The sequence below is a fragment of the Micromonospora sp. NPDC049203 genome (genome assembly GCF_043197215.1).
Taxonomy (GTDB): Bacteria; Actinomycetota; Actinomycetes; order Mycobacteriales; family Micromonosporaceae; genus Micromonospora.
In genome coordinates this window covers 42,040-60,521 of the sequence record NZ_JBICSV010000002.1, presented here as the reverse complement: position 1 = coordinate 60,521, position 18,482 = coordinate 42,040, and the positions used below count along the sequence as shown (strand labels likewise).

Below are 18,482 nucleotides of genomic sequence, written 5' to 3'. Positions count from 1 at the left end.
TCGGTAATACGGCCGTGATCTGCGAAGAAGTGTCGTCACCCGGAGAGCGGAAGGCGATCTTCGCATAGCTCACGCACAGCTTGCGTCAACGCAGCGTCACCACGTTTGTGCCGCGATGGGTCCCGGTTGACGCCCGGTAGACGCCCCTGGCGCGACCGTGTGGCGATCCGTGCGGCGCGACTGGTTCGCCGCGCACCGGGACGTGCAGGAGGCGCGAATGGACCGTTCGCTCATCGTCGCCAAGGTGGTGCCGACGGCCGAGGACCGGGTGGCCGAGATCTTCGCCGAGTCCGACGCGACAGAGCTGCCCGGCCTGGTCGGCGTCCGGCACCGTTCGCTGTACCGGCTGCACGACCTCTACGTCCACCTGCTGGAGACGGAGACGCCGGCGCGGGGCGCGGTCGAGGACAACCGGGGGCATCCGGAGTTCGTCCGGATCAGCGAGCGGCTGCGGCCGTACATCTCGCCGTACCTGCCGACCTGGCGCTCACCCCGCGACGCGATGGCGCACTGCTTCTACCGGTACGACGCGCCGGCTCACCTGCGCGACGCCGCCGGGCGGCCGCAGTGACCACGACCGCCCCGCGCGACGAGCAGCTCTGGTCGAGGTGTGACGGATGCGCGTCGCTGCTCTACCGCAAGCGGCTGCGCCGCAACCTGGACGTCTGCCCGGAGTGCGGCGCGCACGCGCGGCTGGACGCGCCGGACCGGGTGGCGCAACTGGCCGACCCGGACTCGTTCGTGCCGCTGCCCGACCCGGCGGTACGCGTCGACCCGATCGAGTTCGTCGACGAGCTGCCGTACCCGCACCGGCTCGGGGCGGCCCGCGCGGCGACCGGCCTGGACGAGGCGGTGCTGTGCGGCACCGCCCGGCTGGGCGGGCACCCGGTCGCGCTGGCGGTGATGGACTTCCGCTTCCTCGGCGGCAGCCTCGGCTGCGCGGTCGGTGAGCTGATCACCCGTACCGCCGAGCGGGCGCTCGCCGACGGCATCCCGCTGGTGCTGGTGACCGCGTCCGGCGGCGCGCGGATGCAGGAGGGCGCGCTGTCGCTGATGCAGATGGCCACCGTCAGCCAGGCCCTCGCGGGGATGCGGGAGGCCGGCCTGCTCACGGTCAGCGTGGTCACCGATCCCACGTACGGCGGGGTGGCCGCCTCCTTCGCCACGAACACCGACCTGGTGCTGGCCGAGAGCGGCGCCCGGCTGGGTTTCGCCGGCCCCCGGGTGATCCGCCAGGTCACCGGCGCGAAGCTGCCGGAGGGCTTCCAGACCGCGGAGTACCTGCTGCGGCACGGCCAGGTGGACATGGTGGTGCCCCGGCACGCGCTGCGGGGCCGGCTCGCCGCGCTGCTCGCCGCCGCCGACTCCGGCCGCCGTGCGCCGGAGGCACCGACCGCGCCGCGCCCGGCGCCGGCCGTCTCCGCCACGCCGGCCGGCCCGGACCGCGACCCCTGGGAGACGGTACGCACGGCGCGGCACCCCGGTCGCCCGACCGCGCTGGACTACCTGGAGACGGCGTTCGACGGGTTCGTGGAGCTGCACGGCGACCGGCTCGGCGCGGACTGCCCGGCAGTCGTCGGCGGCATCGCCCGCCTGGACGGCCGGCCGGTGATGGTGCTCGGCCACCAGAAGGGCCACACCACAGCCGAGCTGGTGACCCGCAACTTCGGCATGGCCAGCCCGGCCGGGCACCGCAAGGCGCTGCGGCTGATGCGGCTCGCGGCGCGGCTGCGGCTTCCGGTGGTGACGCTTGTGGACACGCCCGGCGCGGACCCGGGGGTGAGCGCCGAGCAGCAGGGTCAGGCGGCGGCGATCGCGGAGAACATCCTGGCGCTCACCGTGCTGCCCACGCCGGTGGTGGCGGTGGTCACCGGGGAGGGCGGCAGCGGCGGCGCGCTCGCGCTCGCGGTCGCCGACCGGGTGCTCATGCTGGAACACGCGGTCTACTCGGTGATCAGCCCGGAGGGCTGCGCGGCGATCCTCTGGCCGGACAGCTCGGCCGCCCCGCAGGCGGCCCGCGCGCTGCGGCTCACCGGCGCCGACCTGTGCCGCCTCGGCGTGGTCGACGAGCTGGTGCCGGAGCCACGCCCGGCCGCGCACGCCGACCCGGGGGGCGCGGCCGAGCTGCTGCGCCGGGCGGTCGCGGCGAACCTCGCCCCGCTGCTCACCGTCCCGCCGGCCACCCTGGTGCGCCGCCGGAGGCAGCGCTTCCGCCGCTTCGGCGCGGCCCGGTCGGCCGGACCGTCCCCTGCCGCCTCCCCGGCCGGTGGCCGGGCGGAGGTGGCGTGATGGCCGACGCCGAGGCCGAGCAGGTTCTCGACGGGCTGCGCCGGCAGGCCCGCAAGCTCGTCGCCGACCTGGCCGGGCCGGTACGCCGGGTGCGGCTGCGCAGCGGCGAGTCGGTGCTGGAGGTCGAGTGGCACGACCCGGCGGCACCGGCGCAGCGCGCCGCCGAACCGGTCGAGGCGACACCCGCGCGAGCCGCCGAACCGGCCGCGCGCGCCGCGCCCGTGATCGACCGGCCGGCCGTGCGCTCACCGGTGGTCGGCACGTTCTACCGGGCCCCCGAGCCGGGGGCGATGCCGTTCGTGGCGGTCGGCGACATGGTCCGCCCGGGCCAGGTGGTCGGCATCGTCGAGGCCATGAAGCTGATGAACGAGGTGACCGCCGGCCAGGCCGGACGGGTGGTCGAGGTGCTCGTCGACGACGGCAAGCCCGTCGAGTACGACCAGCCGCTGATCGCCCTGGAACCGGTCACCGGACAGGACTGGTGATGTTCGACAAGGTGCTGATCGCCAACCGGGGCGAGATCGCGCTGCGGGTGCTGCGCGCCTGCCGGGAACTCGGCGTACGCACCGTGGTGGTGCACTCCAGCGCCGACACCGACTCGCTGCCGGTGCGGCTCGCCGACGAGGCGGTACGCATCGGACCGGCGGCCAGCCGCCGCAGCTACCTCAACGCGGCGGCGATCGTGGAGGCCGCCCGGCAGACCGGTGCGCAGGCGGTGCACCCCGGCTACGGCTTCCTGTCCGAGGACGCCGACTTCGCCGAGATCTGCGCCGAGAACGGGCTGGTCTTCGTCGGCCCGCCGCCGCAGGTGATGGCCGCGCTCGCGGACAAGTCGACGGCGCGGGCGCTGATGAGCCGGGCCGGGCTGCCGCTGCCGCCGGGCAGCGTCCGGACGCTGCCCACCGTCGGCGAGGCGCAGGAGGTGGCCGCCGAGGTGGGCTACCCGGTCATCGTGAAGGCCGCGGCGGGCGGGGGCGGGCGCGGCATGACAGTGGTGCGTTCCGCCGCCGAGCTGCCCCGCGCGTACGCCAGGACCCGCGCCGCCGCCCAGGTCGCCTTCGGCGACGACCGGGTGTACGTCGAGCGGTTCCTCGCCGACGCCCGCCACGTCGAGGTGCAGGTGCTCTGCGACGGCCACGGCAACGGTGTGCACCTGGGCACCCGGGACTGCTCGGTGCAGCGGCGGCACCAGAAGCTGATCGAGGAGGCGCCCGCCCCCGCGCTGCGGCAGGCCACGGTGGACACCGTCGCCGAGGTGGCGCTGCGCGGCGCGCTGTCGGTCGGCTTCACCGGCGCCGGAACCGTGGAGTTCCTGGTCGACGAGGCCGAACGCTGCCACTTCCTGGAGATCAACTGCCGGATCCAGGTCGAACACCCGGTCACCGAGATGGTCACCGGCATCGACCTCGTGCAGGAACAGCTGCACGTCGCGTACGGCACCCCGCTGCGGCTGCGCCAGTCCGACGTCCGCCTGCACGGCGTGGCGATCGAATGCCGGGTCAACGTGGAGGACCCGGACCGCGACTTCGCGCCCGCCCCCGGCCGGCTGGACCGGTTCCGGCCGCCGGGCGGCCCGTTCACCCGGGTCGACACCCACGGCCACGCCGGCTACCTGGTCAGCCCGCACTACGACTCGCTGCTGGCGAAGGTGGCGGTGTGGGCGCCGGACCGGGACGCCGCGCTGGACCGGCTCGACCGGGCGCTGGCCGAGTTCGACGTGGCCGGTCCCGGCGTGCGTACCACCATCCCGTTCGCCCGGCGGGTGCTGCGCGACCCGGCGTTCCGCGCCGCCCGGCACACCACCGCGCTTGTGGAACGCCTGCTCACCCCGCCCACCGACGGCGCCCCACCGAACGGCGACGCCCCACCCGGCGGCGCCCCCGGGGCGTCCCCGGCGCGGGGCGTCGTACCCGACCCGCGCGGCGCGACCGGACCGGACGGCCGTACCCCCGTCAGCGCCGTGCCCGCCGCCGGCCCGACCACCTGGAGGAACCGATGACAGTCGCCCCCGACCGCCCGCTCGCCCGCGAGATCACCGACATCCTGGTCACGCACTGCGGCCTGGACCCGGACGCCGCCGCCGGCGCGCCCGCGGCGAGCCTGGAGGAGCTGGGCATGGACTCGCTGGCGCTGCTCGAACTGTCGGCGGTCGTGGCCGACAGGTGGCGGGTGAAGATCCCCGAACAGGCCGGGCAGCTCAGCATCGCCGGCGTCGCCGACCTGGTGGCCCGCAAGTCGGACCCACCCGGGCACACCGAGAACGCCGTGGAGATCGACGCGCCGCTGCCGCTGGTCTGGGAGATCACCAACGACGTGGCCCGGTGGCCGGACCTGTTCACCGAGTACGCGGTGGCGGAGATCCTGCACCGCGACGGCGACACCGTGCGGTTCCGGCTCACCATGCACCCGGATGAGAACGGCGTGGCGTGGAGCTGGGTCAGCGAGCGCACCGCCGACCCGGCCACCCGCGAGGTGCACGCGCGGCGCGTCGAGACCGGCCCGTTCGAGTACATGCGCATCCACTGGCGCTACGACGAGACGCCCGGCGGCACCCGGATGACCTGGACGCAGGACTTCGCGATGAAGCCGGACGCGCCCGTCGACAACGCCGGCATGACCGACCGGATCAACACCAACAGCGCGATCCAGCTCGCCGTGATCAAGGAGAAGATCGAGCGGGCGTACGCGGGAGGCGCGCGATGACCGACACCACCACCGCCCGGGTCTCCGTCCACGACGTACCCGCCGACCGCCGTCGCGGCGGCGAGCTGCGGGTGCTGCTCGGCCCGAAGACGGTCGGCAGCACCTCCGGTTTCATGGGCGTCGCCACGCTCGCGCCGGGGGAGCGGATCGCCGAGCACTACCACCCGTACAGCGAGGAGTTCCTCTACGTCGCCCGGGGCGCGATCACCGTCGACCTGGACGACGCGCCGGTGCCGCTCGCCGCCGGGGAGGCGCTCTATGTGCCGAAGGACGTCCGGCACCGGCTGCGCAACACCGGCGACGAGCCCGCCGAGGTGGTGTTCCACCTCGGACCGCTCGCCCCCCGCCCGGAACTGGGCCACGTCGACACCGAGAGCGCGGCGCCGCCGCCACGGGAGCCGTCGTGACCGGCCGGCGCACCGTGGTCACCGGCATCGGTGTGGTCGCACCCGGTGGCGCCACCCGGGACCGCTTCTGGAAGACGATCACCGAGGGCCGTACCGCGACGCGGCGGATCAGTTTCTTCGACCCGTCGCCGTTCCGGTCCCAGATCGCCGCCGAGTGCGACTTCGACCCGGACGCCGCCGGGATCACGCTCGCCGAGCGGCAGCGCGCCGACAGGTACACGCAGTTCGCGCTCGCCTGCTCCGCCGAGGCGCTCGCGGACAGCGGCCTGGCCCTCACCGACGCGCAGCGCGAACGCGCCGGGGTGGTGCTCGGCACCGCCGTCGGCGGCACCATGGCGCTGGAACAGGAGTACGTGCGGGTCAGCGACTCCGGCCGGCACTGGCTGGTCGACCACGCGCTCGGCGGGCCGTACCTCTACCAGGCGCTGGTGCCCAGCAGCCTGGCCGCCGACGTGGCCTGCCGGCACGGCCTGCACGGCCCCGCGCAGGTCATCTCCACCGGCTGCACCTCCGGCATCGACGCCATCGGGTACGCCCACCAGCTCGTCGCCGACGGCGAGGCCGACGTGGTGCTGGCCGGCGCCGCCGACTCGCCGATCTCCCCGGTCACCGTCGCCTCGTTCGACGCGATCGGCGCGACCAGCCCGGACAACGACGACCCGGCGCACGCCTCCCGGCCGTTCGACGCCGACCGGCACGGTTTCGTCCTCGCCGAGGGCGCGGCGGTGCTGGTGCTGGAGGAGGCCGAGCACGCCCGCCGCCGGGGCGCGCACGTCTACTGCGAGGTCGCCGGGTACGCCGGCCGCAGCAACGGCTTCCACATGACCGGGCTGCGCCCGGACGGCGCGGAGATGGCGGTGGCGATCAGCGATGCGCTGCGGCAGGCGCGGCTCGCCCCGTCGGCCGTGTCGTACGTCAGCGCGCACGGCTCCGGCACCCGGCAGAACGACAGGCACGAGACGGCGGCGTTCAAGCGGGCGCTGGGGGAGACGGCGTACCGGGTGCCGATCAGCTCGATCAAGTCGATGGTCGGCCACTCGCTCGGCGCCATCGGCTCGATCGAGATGGCCGCCTGCGCGCTCGCCATCGAGTACGGCGTGGTCCCGCCCACCGCGAACTGGACCACCCGCGACCCGGAGTGCGACCTGGACTACGTGCCGAACGAGGCCCGGGAGGTGCCGGTGGACGTGGCGTTGTCGGTGGGCAGCGGCTTCGGCGGCTTCCAGTCGGCCATGGTGTTCCGCCGGCTGGCGGTGACGCCATCATGACCGCGCGCGCGGTGGTGACAGGCATCGGCGTGGTCGCACCCAGCGGCATCGGGGCCGAGGCGCACTGGAACACGGTGGTCGCCGGCACCCGGCGCACCGGACCGATCACGCTGTTCGACCCGGAGCGGTATCCAACGCGCGTGGCCGGGGAGGTGACCGGCTTCGACCCGGCCGGATTCAGCGACACCCGGCAGCGGGTGCAGACCGACAGGTGGACCCACCTCGGTTTCGCCGCCACCAAGCTGGCGCTGGCCGACGCCGGGCTGCCCGAGGTGTCGCCCGACCCGTACAAGTGGGCGGTCACGCTCGCCAGTTCCTCCGGCGGCAACCTGTTCGGGCAGCGGGAACTGCAACGGCTGTGGGGCGGGCCGAGCCGCACCGTCGGGGCGTACCAGTCGATCGCGTGGTTCTACGCCGCGAGCGTCGGCCAGCTGTCGATCCGCCACCAGTTCAAGGGACCGTCCGGGGTGACAGTGTCCGAGTCGGCCGGCGGGCTGGACAGCCTGGCGCACGCGGTGCGCACGGTCCGCCGGGGCACCCCGGTGGTGATCGCCGGGGCGACCGAGTGCCCGCTGAGCCCGTACGCGCTGGCCTGCCAGTTGCGTTCCGGCCTGCTCAGCGACGTGGCCGACCCGCAGCGCGCGTACCGGCCGTTCGACGTCGCGGCCAGCGGGTACGTGCCGGCCGAGGGCGGCGCGGTGTTCGTGGTCGAGGACCTGGGGCACGCGCTGGCCCGGGGCGCCCGCGTCTACGGGGAGATCACCGGCTGGGCGGCCACCCACGACGCCGCGCCCACCGACCCGGCCACCGGCCCCGACCCGGCCCACTACGCCCGCGCGCTGCGGCTCGCGCTGGAGCGCGCCGGGGTGCGCGCGCACGACGTGGACGTGATCTGGCCGGACGCGCTCGGCGTGCCCGCGTACGACCGGGCCGAGGCAACGGCGCTGCGTACCGTGTTCGGCGACCGGACCCCGCCGGTGACCACGCAGAAACCGCTGACCGGCCGGGCCCACCAGGGCGGGTCCGCGCTGGACGCGGCCACCGCGCTGCTGGCGTTCCGCCGTGGCATGCTGCCCGCCTCGGCCGGCCCGGACGAGCCCGCGCCCGGCTGCGAGCTGACGTTCCTGCGTGAGCCCCGCCCGCCGCGCAGCCGGATCGCGCTGGTCGGGGCGCGCGGTTTCGACGGGTTCAACAGCGCGCTGGTGCTGCGCGGCGCCGCGCCCCCACCGGCGGGCGAGCGCTGACCGTCACGACGGCCGGGCCAGGTACGCCGTCTTGGCGTCCCCGGAGAACCCGCAGGCGCCGTCCACCTCCAGCACGAACAGGTGCAGCCTCTCGGTGGCCAGGATCCGCGCGAAGGCCCGTTCGTCTGAGCCGTCGGTCGGGTGCGGGTCGTCCGGGTTGAGCTGCCGGTAGAGGCGGACGACCTGCGGGAAGTCGTCGGGCCCGGCCGCGCGGAACATGCCGTGAGCCTCGCCGCCCGCTGCCCGGGCGGGATTTCGAGTGCGCACAGCATCGGGCGGCCGGCGGGCTACCTTGCCGGCGTGTGCCCGATCCTGCCTGTCCGATCGAGCCTGGGCAATCCACCCAGCCGCCGTTTTTGATCTAGCCATTTGCATCTGGCGATGCAAAATGGGCCGCCGTAGGGTTCCGTCCGTACCCGAACGACGTACCGCTGGGCGGATCCGCCCAGTTCCTCAGTGGAACGGTGGCCGGTCGTGACTGCACATCCCGTGGCGGAGGATCCCGCCCCGACGACGGTGGACTGGGTGGACGACATCCTGTTCACCGGACACGACAGCGACGTCTGCCTGCGGCTGCCCGAACCGGTCGACAAGGGCACCCTGCGCCGGCTCGTCGGCGAGGCGCAGACGGCGCTCGCCGAGGCCGGGCTGCGCGCCGGAGGCGCCGCCGCGCTGCGCCTGCCGCCCTCGCTGACGTACGTGGCGTACCTGCTCGCCACCTGGCGCACCGGCGCCCAGGCCGTGCTGCTCGACCACCGGCTCACCGGCCACGAGGTCGACCAGGCGCTGCGCCGGCTCAGCCCGCAGGTGGTGGTCGCCCCGGTCCGCTCCGGCGGCGGCGCGCTGAAGATCTTCGTCGACGTCACCGCCGGGGTCAGCGCGTACTCCGACCGCCCGGCGGGCAGCCCGCACGCGGTCATCCAGCTCAGCTCCGGCTCCACCGGACCGTCCAAGGTGATCGGCCGCACCGCCGCCGACCTGGTCGCCGAGGTGCACCGCTACACCCGCATCGACGGCGTCGCGCTGCCCGGCGAGCGGATCATCCTGCTGCCCAGCATGGTGCACGTGCTCGGCCTGGTCGGCGGCCTGCTCTACGGTCTGCACGCCGGTGTCGAGCTGTGCCCGCCGGAACGGCTCAGCGGCGACGCGATCCTCGCCGCCGTCGCCGCGCAGGACACCCCGGCCACAGTGCTCGGCGTGCCGTTCCACATCGGGCTGCTCGCCTCCACCACGACCGCCGGGCCGCTGCCGCAGCTCAAGCGCATGACCACCGGCGGTGAGCTGGTGTCCGCCGCCGTGGCGAACGCGTTCACCGACCGGTACGGCGTACCGCTGGGCAACATGTACGGGATGACCGAGGTCGGCGTCATCGGCACCGACCTGTACGGGCGGCACCGCCCCGCCATCGCGCCCGCCCCCGGCATCGAGGTACGCGAGCGCGACGGCGAGCTCTGGGTGTCCTGCCCGGACAACCCGTACGTCGGGCCGGCCGACCCGACCCGCTGGGCCGACGGCTGGCTGCACACCCGCGACGCCGGCGTGGTCGATCCGGACACCGGCCTGGTCACCATCAAGGGCCGGCTGGACTCGCAGGTGTCGGTGGGCGGCCTGAAGGTCGACCTGACCGAGGTGGAGGCGACAGTCGCCGGGCTGCCCGGTGTCATCGCCGCGGTGGTGGTCTGGGACGACGGCATCACCGCGTACGCGCAGACCGACGGCTCGCTGACCGAGGAGACGCTGGACAAGCTGATCGCCGAACGGCTGGCCGGCTTCAAGCGTCCCCGCACCCTGCGCCTGCTCGACCAGATGCCCCGCACCACCACCGGAAAGCTGGTCCGGTCCGTCCCGGCGCTGCGGGACGCGGCGTCGTGACCGGCCCCCTGTACGAACCGCACGCCCGCCGTACGCCCGCCGGTCGTCCGGTCCACCCCGATTCCCGACCCGGACCGGCCGAGGAACGCGCCACCCGCGCGTCCGGCGCGGCCGGTTCCCACGCACACGGTGTCCCGACCGGGCACCGTCAGCCGGTACACGGAGAAGAGGTCTGAACCCATGCGAGACGAGGTCCGCACCTTCGTCATCGAACAGCTCGCCGACATGAACTACGACGTGGAGGAACTCGACGACGACACCACCCTCGGCCCCTCCGGCGTCGACCTGGAGTCGCTGGCCCTGGCCGACCTCGCGGTCCGCGTCGAGGACCGGTACGGCCTGAAGTTCGCCGACGACGAGTCGGAGAAGCTGGCGCTGATGACCGTCGGCGAGTTCATCACGATGGTCGCCGACCGGGTGGCCGCGAACAGCGACGAGTCCTGATGTCCGGTCAGCCCGACCTGGGGCGAGCTGACCTGGTGAGCATGCTCGCCGAACTGACCGCGAGCCCCGCCGACCAGGTGCCGGACCGGCTCGGCTCGATGGAGCTGGCCTGGCTGGTGCACATGGTCGAGCAGCGCTACGACCGGCGGCTGGACGTGACTGACGACCAGCTCGCCGGCATCCGCACCGTCGACGACGCGCTCGCGGTGTTCCGTGGCTCCCTGACCGCTCCCGCAGATGGCTGAGCGGGAGACCGTACGGATCACCGGCACGTACGCGCTCAGCGCCCTCGGCAGGGGCGCGGACGCGCTGCTGGCCGGGGTGCTCACCGGCACCCCGGCGTTCGCGCCGGTGCGCCGTTTCGACACCACCGGCCGCCGGGTGACGGTGGCGGCCACAGTGCCGGACGCCGGCACGCTCGCCGACGAGCTGGCGGACGGAATCGACGCCGCCGCCCGGGCCGCCGGGCTGGACCGGGCCGGGCGCGCGGAGTCGGCGCTGTTCCTGGCCACCCACGGTGGGCCGCACTCGCTGCCCGTACCGCAGGGGCGGGACGAACCGGCGGTGCCGGCGCTCGCCGGTCACCTGGCCGCGCGGTGCGGCCTGGGCGGGCGTACCCGGATCTACACCACCGCGTGCGTGTCGGCGAGCAGCGCGGTCGCCGACGCGGCGGCGCTGATCCGCCGGGGCGACCTGGAGCGGGTCGTGGTCGCGGCCGGCTACCTGGTCGAACCGGACCAGTTCGCGTTGTTCGACGCCGGGCGGGCGCTCGCCGCCGACGGGGCGGTGCGCCCGTTCAGCGCCGGCCGCAAGGGCCTGCTGCTCGGTGACGGGGTGGCCGCCGTGGTGCTGGAGTCGGCGGGCGCCGCCGCGCGGCGGGGCGCCGAGACGCTGGCGAGCGTGGCCGGGTGGGGCCGGGCGGGGGACGCGCACCACCCGTGCCAGCCGCACCCGGAGGGGCTCGGGCTGGCCCGGGCGGCCGAGGCGGCGCTGCGCCGCGGCGGGCTGCCCCCGGACGCGGTCGGCTACGTCAACGCCAACGCCACCGGCACCCCGTTCAGCGACGCCTCCGAGGCGGCGGCGCTGACCCGGGTGTTCGGCGCGGACACCGGGCGGTTGCCGGTCAGCTCCACCAAGTCGGTGCACGGGCACGCGCTGGAGGCGTCCGGCCTGCTGGAGCTGGTGGTGACGGTGCTGGCCCTGCGGCACGGCAAGCTGCCGGTAACCGCCGGCTGGCTCGGTCCGGACCCGCAGTGCCCGCTGGACGTCATCCGCGACGCCCCCCGCCCCGCGCGAAGCGAGCACGCCCTGACCCTCAACGCCGCCTTCGGCGGCGCCGACACGGCCCTCCTGGTGAGCACCTCATGACCGGCTCCACCCACCCCGACCTCCCGCGATCTTGCACTTCCGGCCCCGGCGAAACGGGCACAACGCCCGCCGAGGGGGCACCAACCGCAAGATCGCGCAACGGGGTCGTGGTGCTCGCGGAGGCGCGGTGGCCCGAGCCCGGGGATGAGGGGGCGGGAGTGCCGGGGGTGCCGGGGTTCGTGCACTCGCCGTTCCACCCGCTGGTGGCGGCGGTGGCGGAACGGTGCCTCGCTCGGCGGTACGGCACCGGGCCGCTGCCGCCCGGCAACCGCACCGCTGTGGTGCTGGTCAGCGCCGGTGGGGACACCGCCGGGGCGGCGCACGTGCGCGCCACTGTGGCCGAGGGCGGGCGGATCGGGCCGCTGTTCTTCTTCCAGTCGGTGCCGAACAGCGTGGCCGGGCACGTCGCGGCGCGCTGGGGACTGGACGGGCCGGTGGTGTGCCTGAGCCCGACCGGCGACGCGCGGGCCGAGGGGGAGGCCGAGGCGGACCTGCTGCTGTACGACGGCGACGCCGCACAGGCGTTGCTGATCCTGATCGAACTGGCACCGGACGGTACGCCGGGCGAGGCGGCCGCGGTGCTGCTGGGGGAGGGGACACGTCAATGAGGACGAAGGGACTGCGCGGCGCGCTGGCGGCCGACGCGGAACTGGGCGCGGGCAACATGCTCGCCCGGGTGCTGGCCCACGGCGCCGACCCGGACGGGCCCGGGCTCACGTTCGACACCGAGGTCGACGGCCACCCGGCCGAGACACCGCTGACCCTGGGCCGGCTCGACCGGATGGTCGCCGCGCGGGCGGCCTGGCTGCACGAGCGCGGGGTGAAGCCACGCGACCCGGTCGCGGTCTGGGCCGGCACCGCCGCCGACATGGTGCTGTCGTTCCTCGCGCTGACCCGCCTCGGCGCCATCCCGGCGCTGATGAACGGCAGGCTGCGCCCCGAGATCGCCGCCGAGTACATCCGCCGGCTGCGCGCCGCCGGGGTGCTCGCCGACGCCGCGCACGCCGAGGCGCTGGCCGGACACGACCTGGGCGCCCCGATGCTCGGCGAGCCCGCGCAGGCCGGCACCGGTGACCCGGACGCCACACCGGCGCACTACCGGCACCACCCGGACGACCCGATCGTGATCACCCACACCTCCGGCACCACAGGTGTGCCGAAGGCGGTGCTGCACTCGCACGCCAGCCTCTTCGCCGCCACCCGCCACCTGCTGTCCATGCCGCAGGCGCAGGGCACCACGCGCATCCTCAACGCGCTGCCCGCCCCGCACACCGCCACCGTGCTCATGGTCAACCAGGCGCTGGGCAACCGGGCGGAGATGTTCCTGCTCTCCGAGCAGGGCGGCGAGCGGGTGCTCGACGCGATCCAGCGGTGGCGTCCGGACGGCGTGTTCGGCTTCTCCGTCACCTGGGCCGAACTGGCCCGCTTCGACCTGTCCGGCTACGACCTGGACTCGGTGCGGCTGTGGTTCAACACCGGTGACTGCTCGCACGAGCCGCACGTACGGCGGCTGGTCGCGGTCGGCTCCCGGGACGTGGTGACGCGCGGCGGCGTGACCCGGGTACCCGGGTCGGTGTTCATCGACGGCCTGGGTTCCAGCGAGATGGGCCACTCGATGTTCCACATCACGCACACCAGCGACACCGACAGGTACGGCCGCTGCGTCGGCCGCCCGTACCGGTTCGCCGGGGTCGCCGTGCTCGACGCCGACGGCAACGAGCTGCCGCCCGGGCAGGTGGGCTGGCTCGGCATCGACTCGCCGTCGCTGTTCCGCGGCTACTGGAACGACTCGGTCACCACGTACCGGTTCCGGCTGCGCGGCTGGTACCTCACCGGCGACCTGGTGTACGCCGACGAGGACGGCCGCTACTACCACCTGGACCGGGCGGTCGACTCGGTCGAGGCCGGCGACGGGAAACGGTTCTTCACCGCGCTGTCCGAGGAGCGCATCCTCGCCGCCTGCCCCGACGTCACCGACTGCACAGTCGTGATCGTCAAGGCGGACGACGGCACCGTCACCACCGACGTGCTGCTGGAGCTGGCCGCCGGGGCCGACCCGGAGGCGGACCGCACCGAGCGGATCCGTACCGCGCTCGGCCCGGACGTGGCAGCCACACTGCGCCGGATCGTCCCGGTGCGCGCCGACGACATCCCGGTCACCGTCACCGGCAAGGTGCGCAAGGTGGCGCTGCGCGAGCGCTACCTGACCGAGGCGCCGTCGTGACCGCCGTCATCACCGGCATGGGCCTGTTCACCCCGGCCGGACGCGGCGTCGCGGACACGTTCGACGCGCTGCTGACCGGCCGCTCCGGGCTGCGCCGCCCGCCCGAGGGGCACCCGGCGGCGGGCTGCCTGGAGGTGGCCGGGGTGCTGCCGGACATCGACCCGCGCAGCGTCGCCTCCGGCCCGGAGACGAAGGTGCTCGACCGGGTGGTGCTGCTCGCCCTGATCACCGCCGCCGAGGCGCTCGCCGACGCCGGCATCGAGGTGGGCCGCGACGTCGACCCGGAGCGGATCGCGGTGATCGTCGGCGGTGTCGGCGGCATGGCCACGCTGGAGGGCCAGGTGCTGGCGCGGGCCGCCCGGGGCCGGGCGGCGGTCAGCCCGTACCTGCTCACCGGCATCCTGCCGAACATGCCCTCGGCGCGGATCGCCATCGCGCACGGCATCCGCGGCTACAGCTCGTCGGTCGGCACGGCCTGCGCCTCCGGCGCCCAGGCCGTCGCCGACGGGGTACGCCTCATCCGCGCCGGCGAGGCCGACGTGGTGGTGTGCGGGGCGAGCGAGGCACCGCTGTTCCCGACGTTCGCCGACACGTTCGGCAACGCCCGGGCGCTGGCCCGCGGCTGGGACGAGCCCACCGAGGCGAGCCGCCCGTTCGACAAGCGGCGCAACGGTTTCGTGCTCGCCGAGGGCGCGGCGCTGCTGGTGCTGGAGCGCGCCGGTCACGCCGACGGACGGGGTGTGCGCGGCTACGCCGAGGTCGCCGGGTTCGGGGCGAACACCGACGCGTACCACCCGACCGCGCCACGGCCGGACGGGGCGGGCGCGGCGGCGTGCATGCGCCGGGCGCTGGCGGCCGGCGGGGTCGAGCCCGCCGACGTCGGGTACGTCAACGCGCACGGCACCGGCACCAAGCTCGGTGACGTCGCCGAGACGACCGCGCTGGCCGAGGTCTTCGGTGCCGGCGCCGTGCCGGTCAGCTCCACCAAGGCGCTCACCGGGCACCTGCTCGGCGCGTCAGGGGCGCTGGAGGCCGCCGCCACCGCGCTGGCGCTCGACGGTGGCCTGCTGCCACCCACCTACCACCTGGACGACCCGGACCCGGAGTGCGAGGCGGACCACGTCCGCGCCGTGCCCCGGCCGACCCGGGTCGGCCACGCGCTGACGAACTCGTTCGGGTTCGGCGGCCAGAACGTCAGCCTGCTCCTGCGCCGGCTCTCCGGGCCGGCCCGCCGGGCCGCCACCCCGGCCGCGGGCTGACCGGACTCCAGTCCCGGGCGTCCGTCCGGGTCGCGATCACGGGGGGAACAGGGGAAGCCCATGACCATCAACGGGATAGATCATCTTGAGCTCTACGTGGGGGACGCCCGGCAGGCGGCCTTCTACTTCGACAACGCCGTCGGTTTCCGGCTGTGCGGGCAGGGCGGTCCGGAGACCGGGCTGGACGGGCAGCGGTCGCTGCTGCTGGCCCAGGCCGGCATCCGGCTGCTGCTGACCACCGGACTGTCCGCCGAACACCCGGCGGCCACGTACGTGCACCGGCACGGCGACGGCATCGCGGTGGTGGCGCTCGCCGTCGACGACGCCGCCGGGGCGTACGCGGAACTGGTGGACCGGGGCGCGACGGCGCTGAGCCCGCCGCGCACCTTCACCGGCGCGGACGCCGAGGTGGTGGTCGCCGAGGTCGGCGGCTTCGGCGACGTGGTGCACCGCCTCGTGCAGCGGCGCGGCGACCCGGGTGTGTTCCTGCCCGGCGCGATCGAGCCGGTGACCGCGCCGGACGGGACGGACACCCTGCTCGCCGAGGTCGACCACCTGGCCATCTGCGTGCCGCCGGGGCAGCTCGACGAGACCGTCGCGCACTACGAGAAGGTGTTCGGCTTCGCCGACATCTTCACCGAGCACATCGAGGTCGCCGGCCAGGCGATGAACTCCAAGGTGGTGCAGAGCCCCTCCGGGCAGGTCACGTTCGTGCTGCTGGAGCCGGACACCGGCGCCCGGCCGGGGCAGATCGAGGACTTCCTGCGCTGGCACGCCGGCGCCGGGGTGCAGCACCTGGGCCTGCGCACCGACGACATCGTCACCGCCGTCGGCGCGCTCGCCCGGCGCGGGGTGCGCTTCGCCAGCACGCCCGGCGCCTACTACGACGGCCTGGAGCAGCGGGTCGGCCGGCTGGACGCGCCGGTGGACCGGCTGCGCGAGCTGAGCATCCTGGTCGACTCCGACCACGACGGGCAACTGCTGCAGATCTTCACCGAGTCGATGCACGTGCGCCGCACCCTCTTCCTCGAACTCATCGAGCGGCGCGGGGCGCGCACTTTCGGCAGCGGCAACATCAAGGCGCTCTACGAAGCGAAGGAACGCGAGCTGGCCGCGGCGGGGGCGACCCCCGCTGTCGCCGCCGGAGGGGCAGGTACGGCATGAGTGAACGCACCGAGCGAAGCGAGGGCCGTGAGGCCATGCCCGGTCGGCTCGGCATGACCACCATCGATCCCGGACTGACCGCCGAGGAGGAGGCGCTGCTGCCCTCCGACGAGGACGTCCGGCACTACGCCGAGCACGGCTGGTACCTGTCGAAGAAGCTGCTCACCGACGACGAGGTGGACGAGCTGGTCGCCGCCACCGACAGCTACTACGCGGGGGAACGCGACAGGTTGCTGCCGGCACGGCCGCCGAAGCTGGCCTACTGGGAGCCGTCCCGGGGTGACGTGCAGCGGCACAACGACTACGTCCACCACGAGCACGACGGCATCGCCCGCATCCTGCGCAAGCCGCTGATCGGCGCGGTGGCCGCCCGGCTGGCCCGGGCCGCCGAGATCCGGATCTTCCAGTCCACGCTGATCTGGAAGCCGCCGATCGCCGGCGAGCCGTCGAACATCGTGCCGTGGCACTTCGACAAGCACTACTGGGCGTCCTCGTCGTCGGAGAACATGCTCACCGCGTTCATCCCGTTCCACGACTGCGGCGAGGAGATGGGCACCATCACCATGGTCGACGGCTCCCACCGCTGGCGGGAGATCGGCGCCGACGACACGGTGGTGCGGCACTTCGCCGACCGGGACCGCGACCAGCTCGAAGCGATGCTGGCCGAGAACGCCGCGTACAACGGCGCCCAGATCCGCAAGATCCCCATGGTGATCCCGAAGGGACACATGAGCTTCCACCACTGCCGCATCTACCACGGCAGCGGTGCGAACGTCAGCGGGCGGCCCCGCCGGGCCGTCTCGCTGCACCTGCAGGACGGCGACAACGCCTGGCGGGAGTATCCGCTCTCCGACGGCACGCTCGCCGCGTACAACCACGACGTGCTGGTCCGCCGCAACCACGAGGGCCGGCCGGACTACGCGGACCCCGATTACTGCCCGGTCATCTGGCGCGACCGCGCCCAGCAGGGAGGCTGACAATGTCACGGTACGACTGGGGTAAGACGCACCCGGGCATCGAGCGGCTGGAGCGGGCGGTGACCGAGCGCCGCGACGTGGTGGTCAAGCACCCCCTCTACGCCAACCTGGACACCCACGACGCGCTCGTCACGTTCATGGAGCACCACGTCTTCGCGGTGTGGGACTTCATGTCGCTGCTGAAGTCGTTGCAGCGGCAGCTCACCTGCGTGACGGTGCCGTGGATCCCGACCGGCCCGACCGGCAGCCGCCGCCTGATCAACGACATCGTCATGGTCGAGGAGAGCGACGAGCTGGGCGAGGGCTACATCAGCCACTTCGAGCTGTACGTGCAGGGCATGACCGAGGCCGGCGCCGACACCGCGGCCGTGAACAAGCTCGTCGACCTGCTGCGCGACGGCACGCCGGTCACCGAGGCGCTCGGCGCGGCGGGCGTCCCCGCGGCCTCGGCGGCGTTCGCCGGCACCACCTGGCGGATCATCGAGACCACCCCGGTGCACTGCCAGGCGGCGGCGTTCGCGTTCGGCCGCGAGGACCTGATCCCGGAGATGTTCACCCAGGTCGTCGCCGTCAACGAGCGCAGCAACAGGCTCAACAAGTTCGTCGACTACCTGGAGCGCCACATCGAGGTCGACGGCGAGCAGCACACCCCGATGGCCATGCAGATGCTCGCCGACCTGTGCGGCGACGACGACACCAAGTGGCAGGAGTGCGCCGACACGGTGAACGCCGCGCTGGCCGCCCGCGCCCGCCTCTGGGACGACATCCTCGCCGCCGTCAAGGAGGGCCGTCCGGCGTGACCGGCTCCGACCCGCTCCGGCTCTACCGGACGGTCCGGCTCATCCGCCGCTTCGAGGAGCGCGCGATCGAGCTGGTCCGCGCCGGGGAGATCGTCGGCGGCATCCACCCGTACCTCGGTCAGGAGGGGATCGCCGCCGGCGTCTGCGCGGCACTCGCCGCGCAGGACCTGGTCACCGGCACCCACCGCGGGCACGGGCACGTGCTCGCGAAGGGCGCCGACCCGGCCCGGATGCTGGCCGAGCTGTGCGGCCGGGTCACCGGGCTCAACCGGGGCCGGGGCGGGTCGATGCACGCCGCCGACTTCGGCGTCGGCGTCCTGGGCGCCAACGCCATCGTCGGAGCCGCCGGCGCGATCCTCACCGGAGCGGTGTGGGAGCGCCGGCGGCGCGGGGGGGGGGGGGGGGGGGGGCGCCGCGGGGGGGGGGGGGGCGGGGGCGCGGGGGGGCGGGGGCGGGGGGGGGA

Annotated in this window: 20 protein-coding genes; 19 read left to right on the top strand and 1 reads right to left on the bottom strand. The window is 74.5% G+C overall.

Annotated elements, in window-relative coordinates:
• The first annotated feature begins 217 nt into the window (after window positions 1-217).
• Genes ACGFIA_RS04950 through ACGFIA_RS04915 form a run of 8 tightly spaced genes read left to right on the top strand, consistent with a single transcriptional unit; the run spans window position 218 to window position 7,911 of the window.
• Entirely contained in the window at window positions 218-571 is a 354-nt protein-coding gene (locus ACGFIA_RS04950) for a TcmI family type II polyketide cyclase (protein ID WP_357387760.1), read from the top strand.
• Window positions 568-2,289 carry an acetyl-CoA carboxylase carboxyltransferase subunit alpha gene (locus tag ACGFIA_RS04945; RefSeq protein WP_393258668.1) on the top strand — a complete coding sequence of 574 codons (1,722 nt, stop codon included), beginning with the start codon at window positions 568-570 and terminating at the stop codon, window positions 2,287-2,289. The genes ACGFIA_RS04950 and ACGFIA_RS04945 overlap by 4 nt, the downstream gene beginning before the upstream one ends.
• Window positions 2,289-2,774 (top strand): acetyl-CoA carboxylase biotin carboxyl carrier protein, encoded by a 486-nt coding sequence (gene accB / locus ACGFIA_RS04940; RefSeq protein ID WP_357387756.1) that lies wholly within the window; start codon window positions 2,289-2,291, stop codon window positions 2,772-2,774. The genes ACGFIA_RS04945 and accB overlap by 1 nt, the downstream gene beginning before the upstream one ends.
• Window positions 2,774-4,288: an acetyl-CoA carboxylase biotin carboxylase subunit gene (locus ACGFIA_RS04935; RefSeq protein WP_357473740.1), complete on the top strand. Its 1,515-nt coding sequence runs from the start codon at window positions 2,774-2,776 to the stop codon at window positions 4,286-4,288. Before accB ends, ACGFIA_RS04935 begins: the two co-directional genes overlap by 1 nt.
• On the top strand, window positions 4,285-4,992 hold the full coding sequence (locus ACGFIA_RS04930; RefSeq protein ID WP_357473737.1) for an SRPBCC family protein: 708 nt from the start codon (window positions 4,285-4,287) through the stop codon (window positions 4,990-4,992). Before ACGFIA_RS04935 ends, ACGFIA_RS04930 begins: the two co-directional genes overlap by 4 nt.
• Complete coding sequence (locus ACGFIA_RS04925) at window positions 4,989-5,399, top strand: cupin domain-containing protein (protein WP_357473734.1); 411 nt, start codon at window positions 4,989-4,991, stop codon at window positions 5,397-5,399. The genes ACGFIA_RS04930 and ACGFIA_RS04925 overlap by 4 nt, the downstream gene beginning before the upstream one ends.
• Window positions 5,396-6,667, top strand: coding sequence for a beta-ketoacyl-[acyl-carrier-protein] synthase family protein (locus ACGFIA_RS04920; RefSeq protein ID WP_357473731.1), 1,272 nt, complete (start codon window positions 5,396-5,398; stop codon window positions 6,665-6,667). Before ACGFIA_RS04925 ends, ACGFIA_RS04920 begins: the two co-directional genes overlap by 4 nt.
• Window positions 6,664-7,911, top strand: coding sequence for a beta-ketoacyl synthase N-terminal-like domain-containing protein (locus tag ACGFIA_RS04915; RefSeq protein WP_357473728.1), 1,248 nt, complete (start codon window positions 6,664-6,666; stop codon window positions 7,909-7,911). Before ACGFIA_RS04920 ends, ACGFIA_RS04915 begins: the two co-directional genes overlap by 4 nt.
• 3 nt (window positions 7,912-7,914) lie before the next feature.
• On the opposite strand, the gene ACGFIA_RS04910 is transcribed toward ACGFIA_RS04915, so the two are convergent.
• Entirely contained in the window at window positions 7,915-8,130 is a 216-nt protein-coding gene (locus ACGFIA_RS04910; RefSeq protein WP_357473725.1) for a hypothetical protein, read from the bottom strand.
• 255 nt (window positions 8,131-8,385) lie between these two features.
• On the opposite strand from ACGFIA_RS04910, the gene ACGFIA_RS04905 reads away from it, so the two are divergent.
• The 11 genes from ACGFIA_RS04905 to ACGFIA_RS04855 all read left to right on the top strand — a co-directional run.
• The gene (locus ACGFIA_RS04905; RefSeq protein WP_357473722.1) at window positions 8,386-9,783 is read left to right on the top strand and encodes a fatty acid--CoA ligase family protein; all 1,398 of its coding nucleotides are present in this window, start codon (window positions 8,386-8,388) and stop codon (window positions 9,781-9,783) included.
• Window positions 9,784-9,963: 180 nt separating this feature from the next.
• Entirely contained in the window at window positions 9,964-10,227 is a 264-nt protein-coding gene (locus ACGFIA_RS04900) for an acyl carrier protein (RefSeq protein WP_357387740.1), read from the top strand.
• Complete coding sequence (locus ACGFIA_RS04895) at window positions 10,227-10,472, top strand: acyl carrier protein (protein WP_357387738.1); 246 nt, start codon at window positions 10,227-10,229, stop codon at window positions 10,470-10,472. The genes ACGFIA_RS04900 and ACGFIA_RS04895 overlap by 1 nt, the downstream gene beginning before the upstream one ends.
• Window positions 10,465-11,595, top strand: a complete 1,131-nt coding sequence (locus tag ACGFIA_RS04890) for a beta-ketoacyl-[acyl-carrier-protein] synthase family protein (protein WP_393258663.1) — start codon at window positions 10,465-10,467, stop codon at window positions 11,593-11,595. The genes ACGFIA_RS04895 and ACGFIA_RS04890 overlap by 8 nt, the downstream gene beginning before the upstream one ends.
• 107 nt (window positions 11,596-11,702) lie before the next feature.
• Window positions 11,703-12,203 (top strand): beta-ketoacyl synthase chain length factor, encoded by a 501-nt coding sequence (locus ACGFIA_RS04885; RefSeq protein ID WP_357473716.1) that lies wholly within the window; start codon window positions 11,703-11,705, stop codon window positions 12,201-12,203.
• A complete protein-coding gene (locus tag ACGFIA_RS04880; protein WP_357473714.1) occupies window positions 12,200-13,819 on the top strand; it encodes a class I adenylate-forming enzyme family protein in 1,620 nt (539 codons plus the stop codon). The genes ACGFIA_RS04885 and ACGFIA_RS04880 overlap by 4 nt, the downstream gene beginning before the upstream one ends.
• Window positions 13,816-15,078, top strand: coding sequence for a beta-ketoacyl-[acyl-carrier-protein] synthase family protein (locus ACGFIA_RS04875; protein WP_357473711.1), 1,263 nt, complete (start codon window positions 13,816-13,818; stop codon window positions 15,076-15,078). Before ACGFIA_RS04880 ends, ACGFIA_RS04875 begins: the two co-directional genes overlap by 4 nt.
• Before the next feature lie 60 nt (window positions 15,079-15,138).
• Entirely contained in the window at window positions 15,139-16,242 is a 1,104-nt protein-coding gene (gene hppD / locus ACGFIA_RS04870; protein WP_357473708.1) for a 4-hydroxyphenylpyruvate dioxygenase, read from the top strand.
• Window positions 16,243-16,295: 53 nt separating this feature from the next.
• The gene (locus tag ACGFIA_RS04865; RefSeq protein WP_357473844.1) at window positions 16,296-17,219 is read left to right on the top strand and encodes a phytanoyl-CoA dioxygenase family protein; all 924 of its coding nucleotides are present in this window, start codon (window positions 16,296-16,298) and stop codon (window positions 17,217-17,219) included.
• A 2-nt stretch (window positions 17,220-17,221) separates the two neighbouring features.
• On the top strand, window positions 17,222-18,019 hold the full coding sequence (locus ACGFIA_RS04860) for a DUF3050 domain-containing protein (RefSeq protein ID WP_357473705.1): 798 nt from the start codon (window positions 17,222-17,224) through the stop codon (window positions 18,017-18,019).
• Window positions 18,016-18,482: thiamine pyrophosphate-dependent enzyme (locus ACGFIA_RS04855; RefSeq protein ID WP_393258659.1), on the top strand; the 467-nt coding region annotated here is incomplete at its 3' end. The genes ACGFIA_RS04860 and ACGFIA_RS04855, both read left to right, overlap by 4 nt.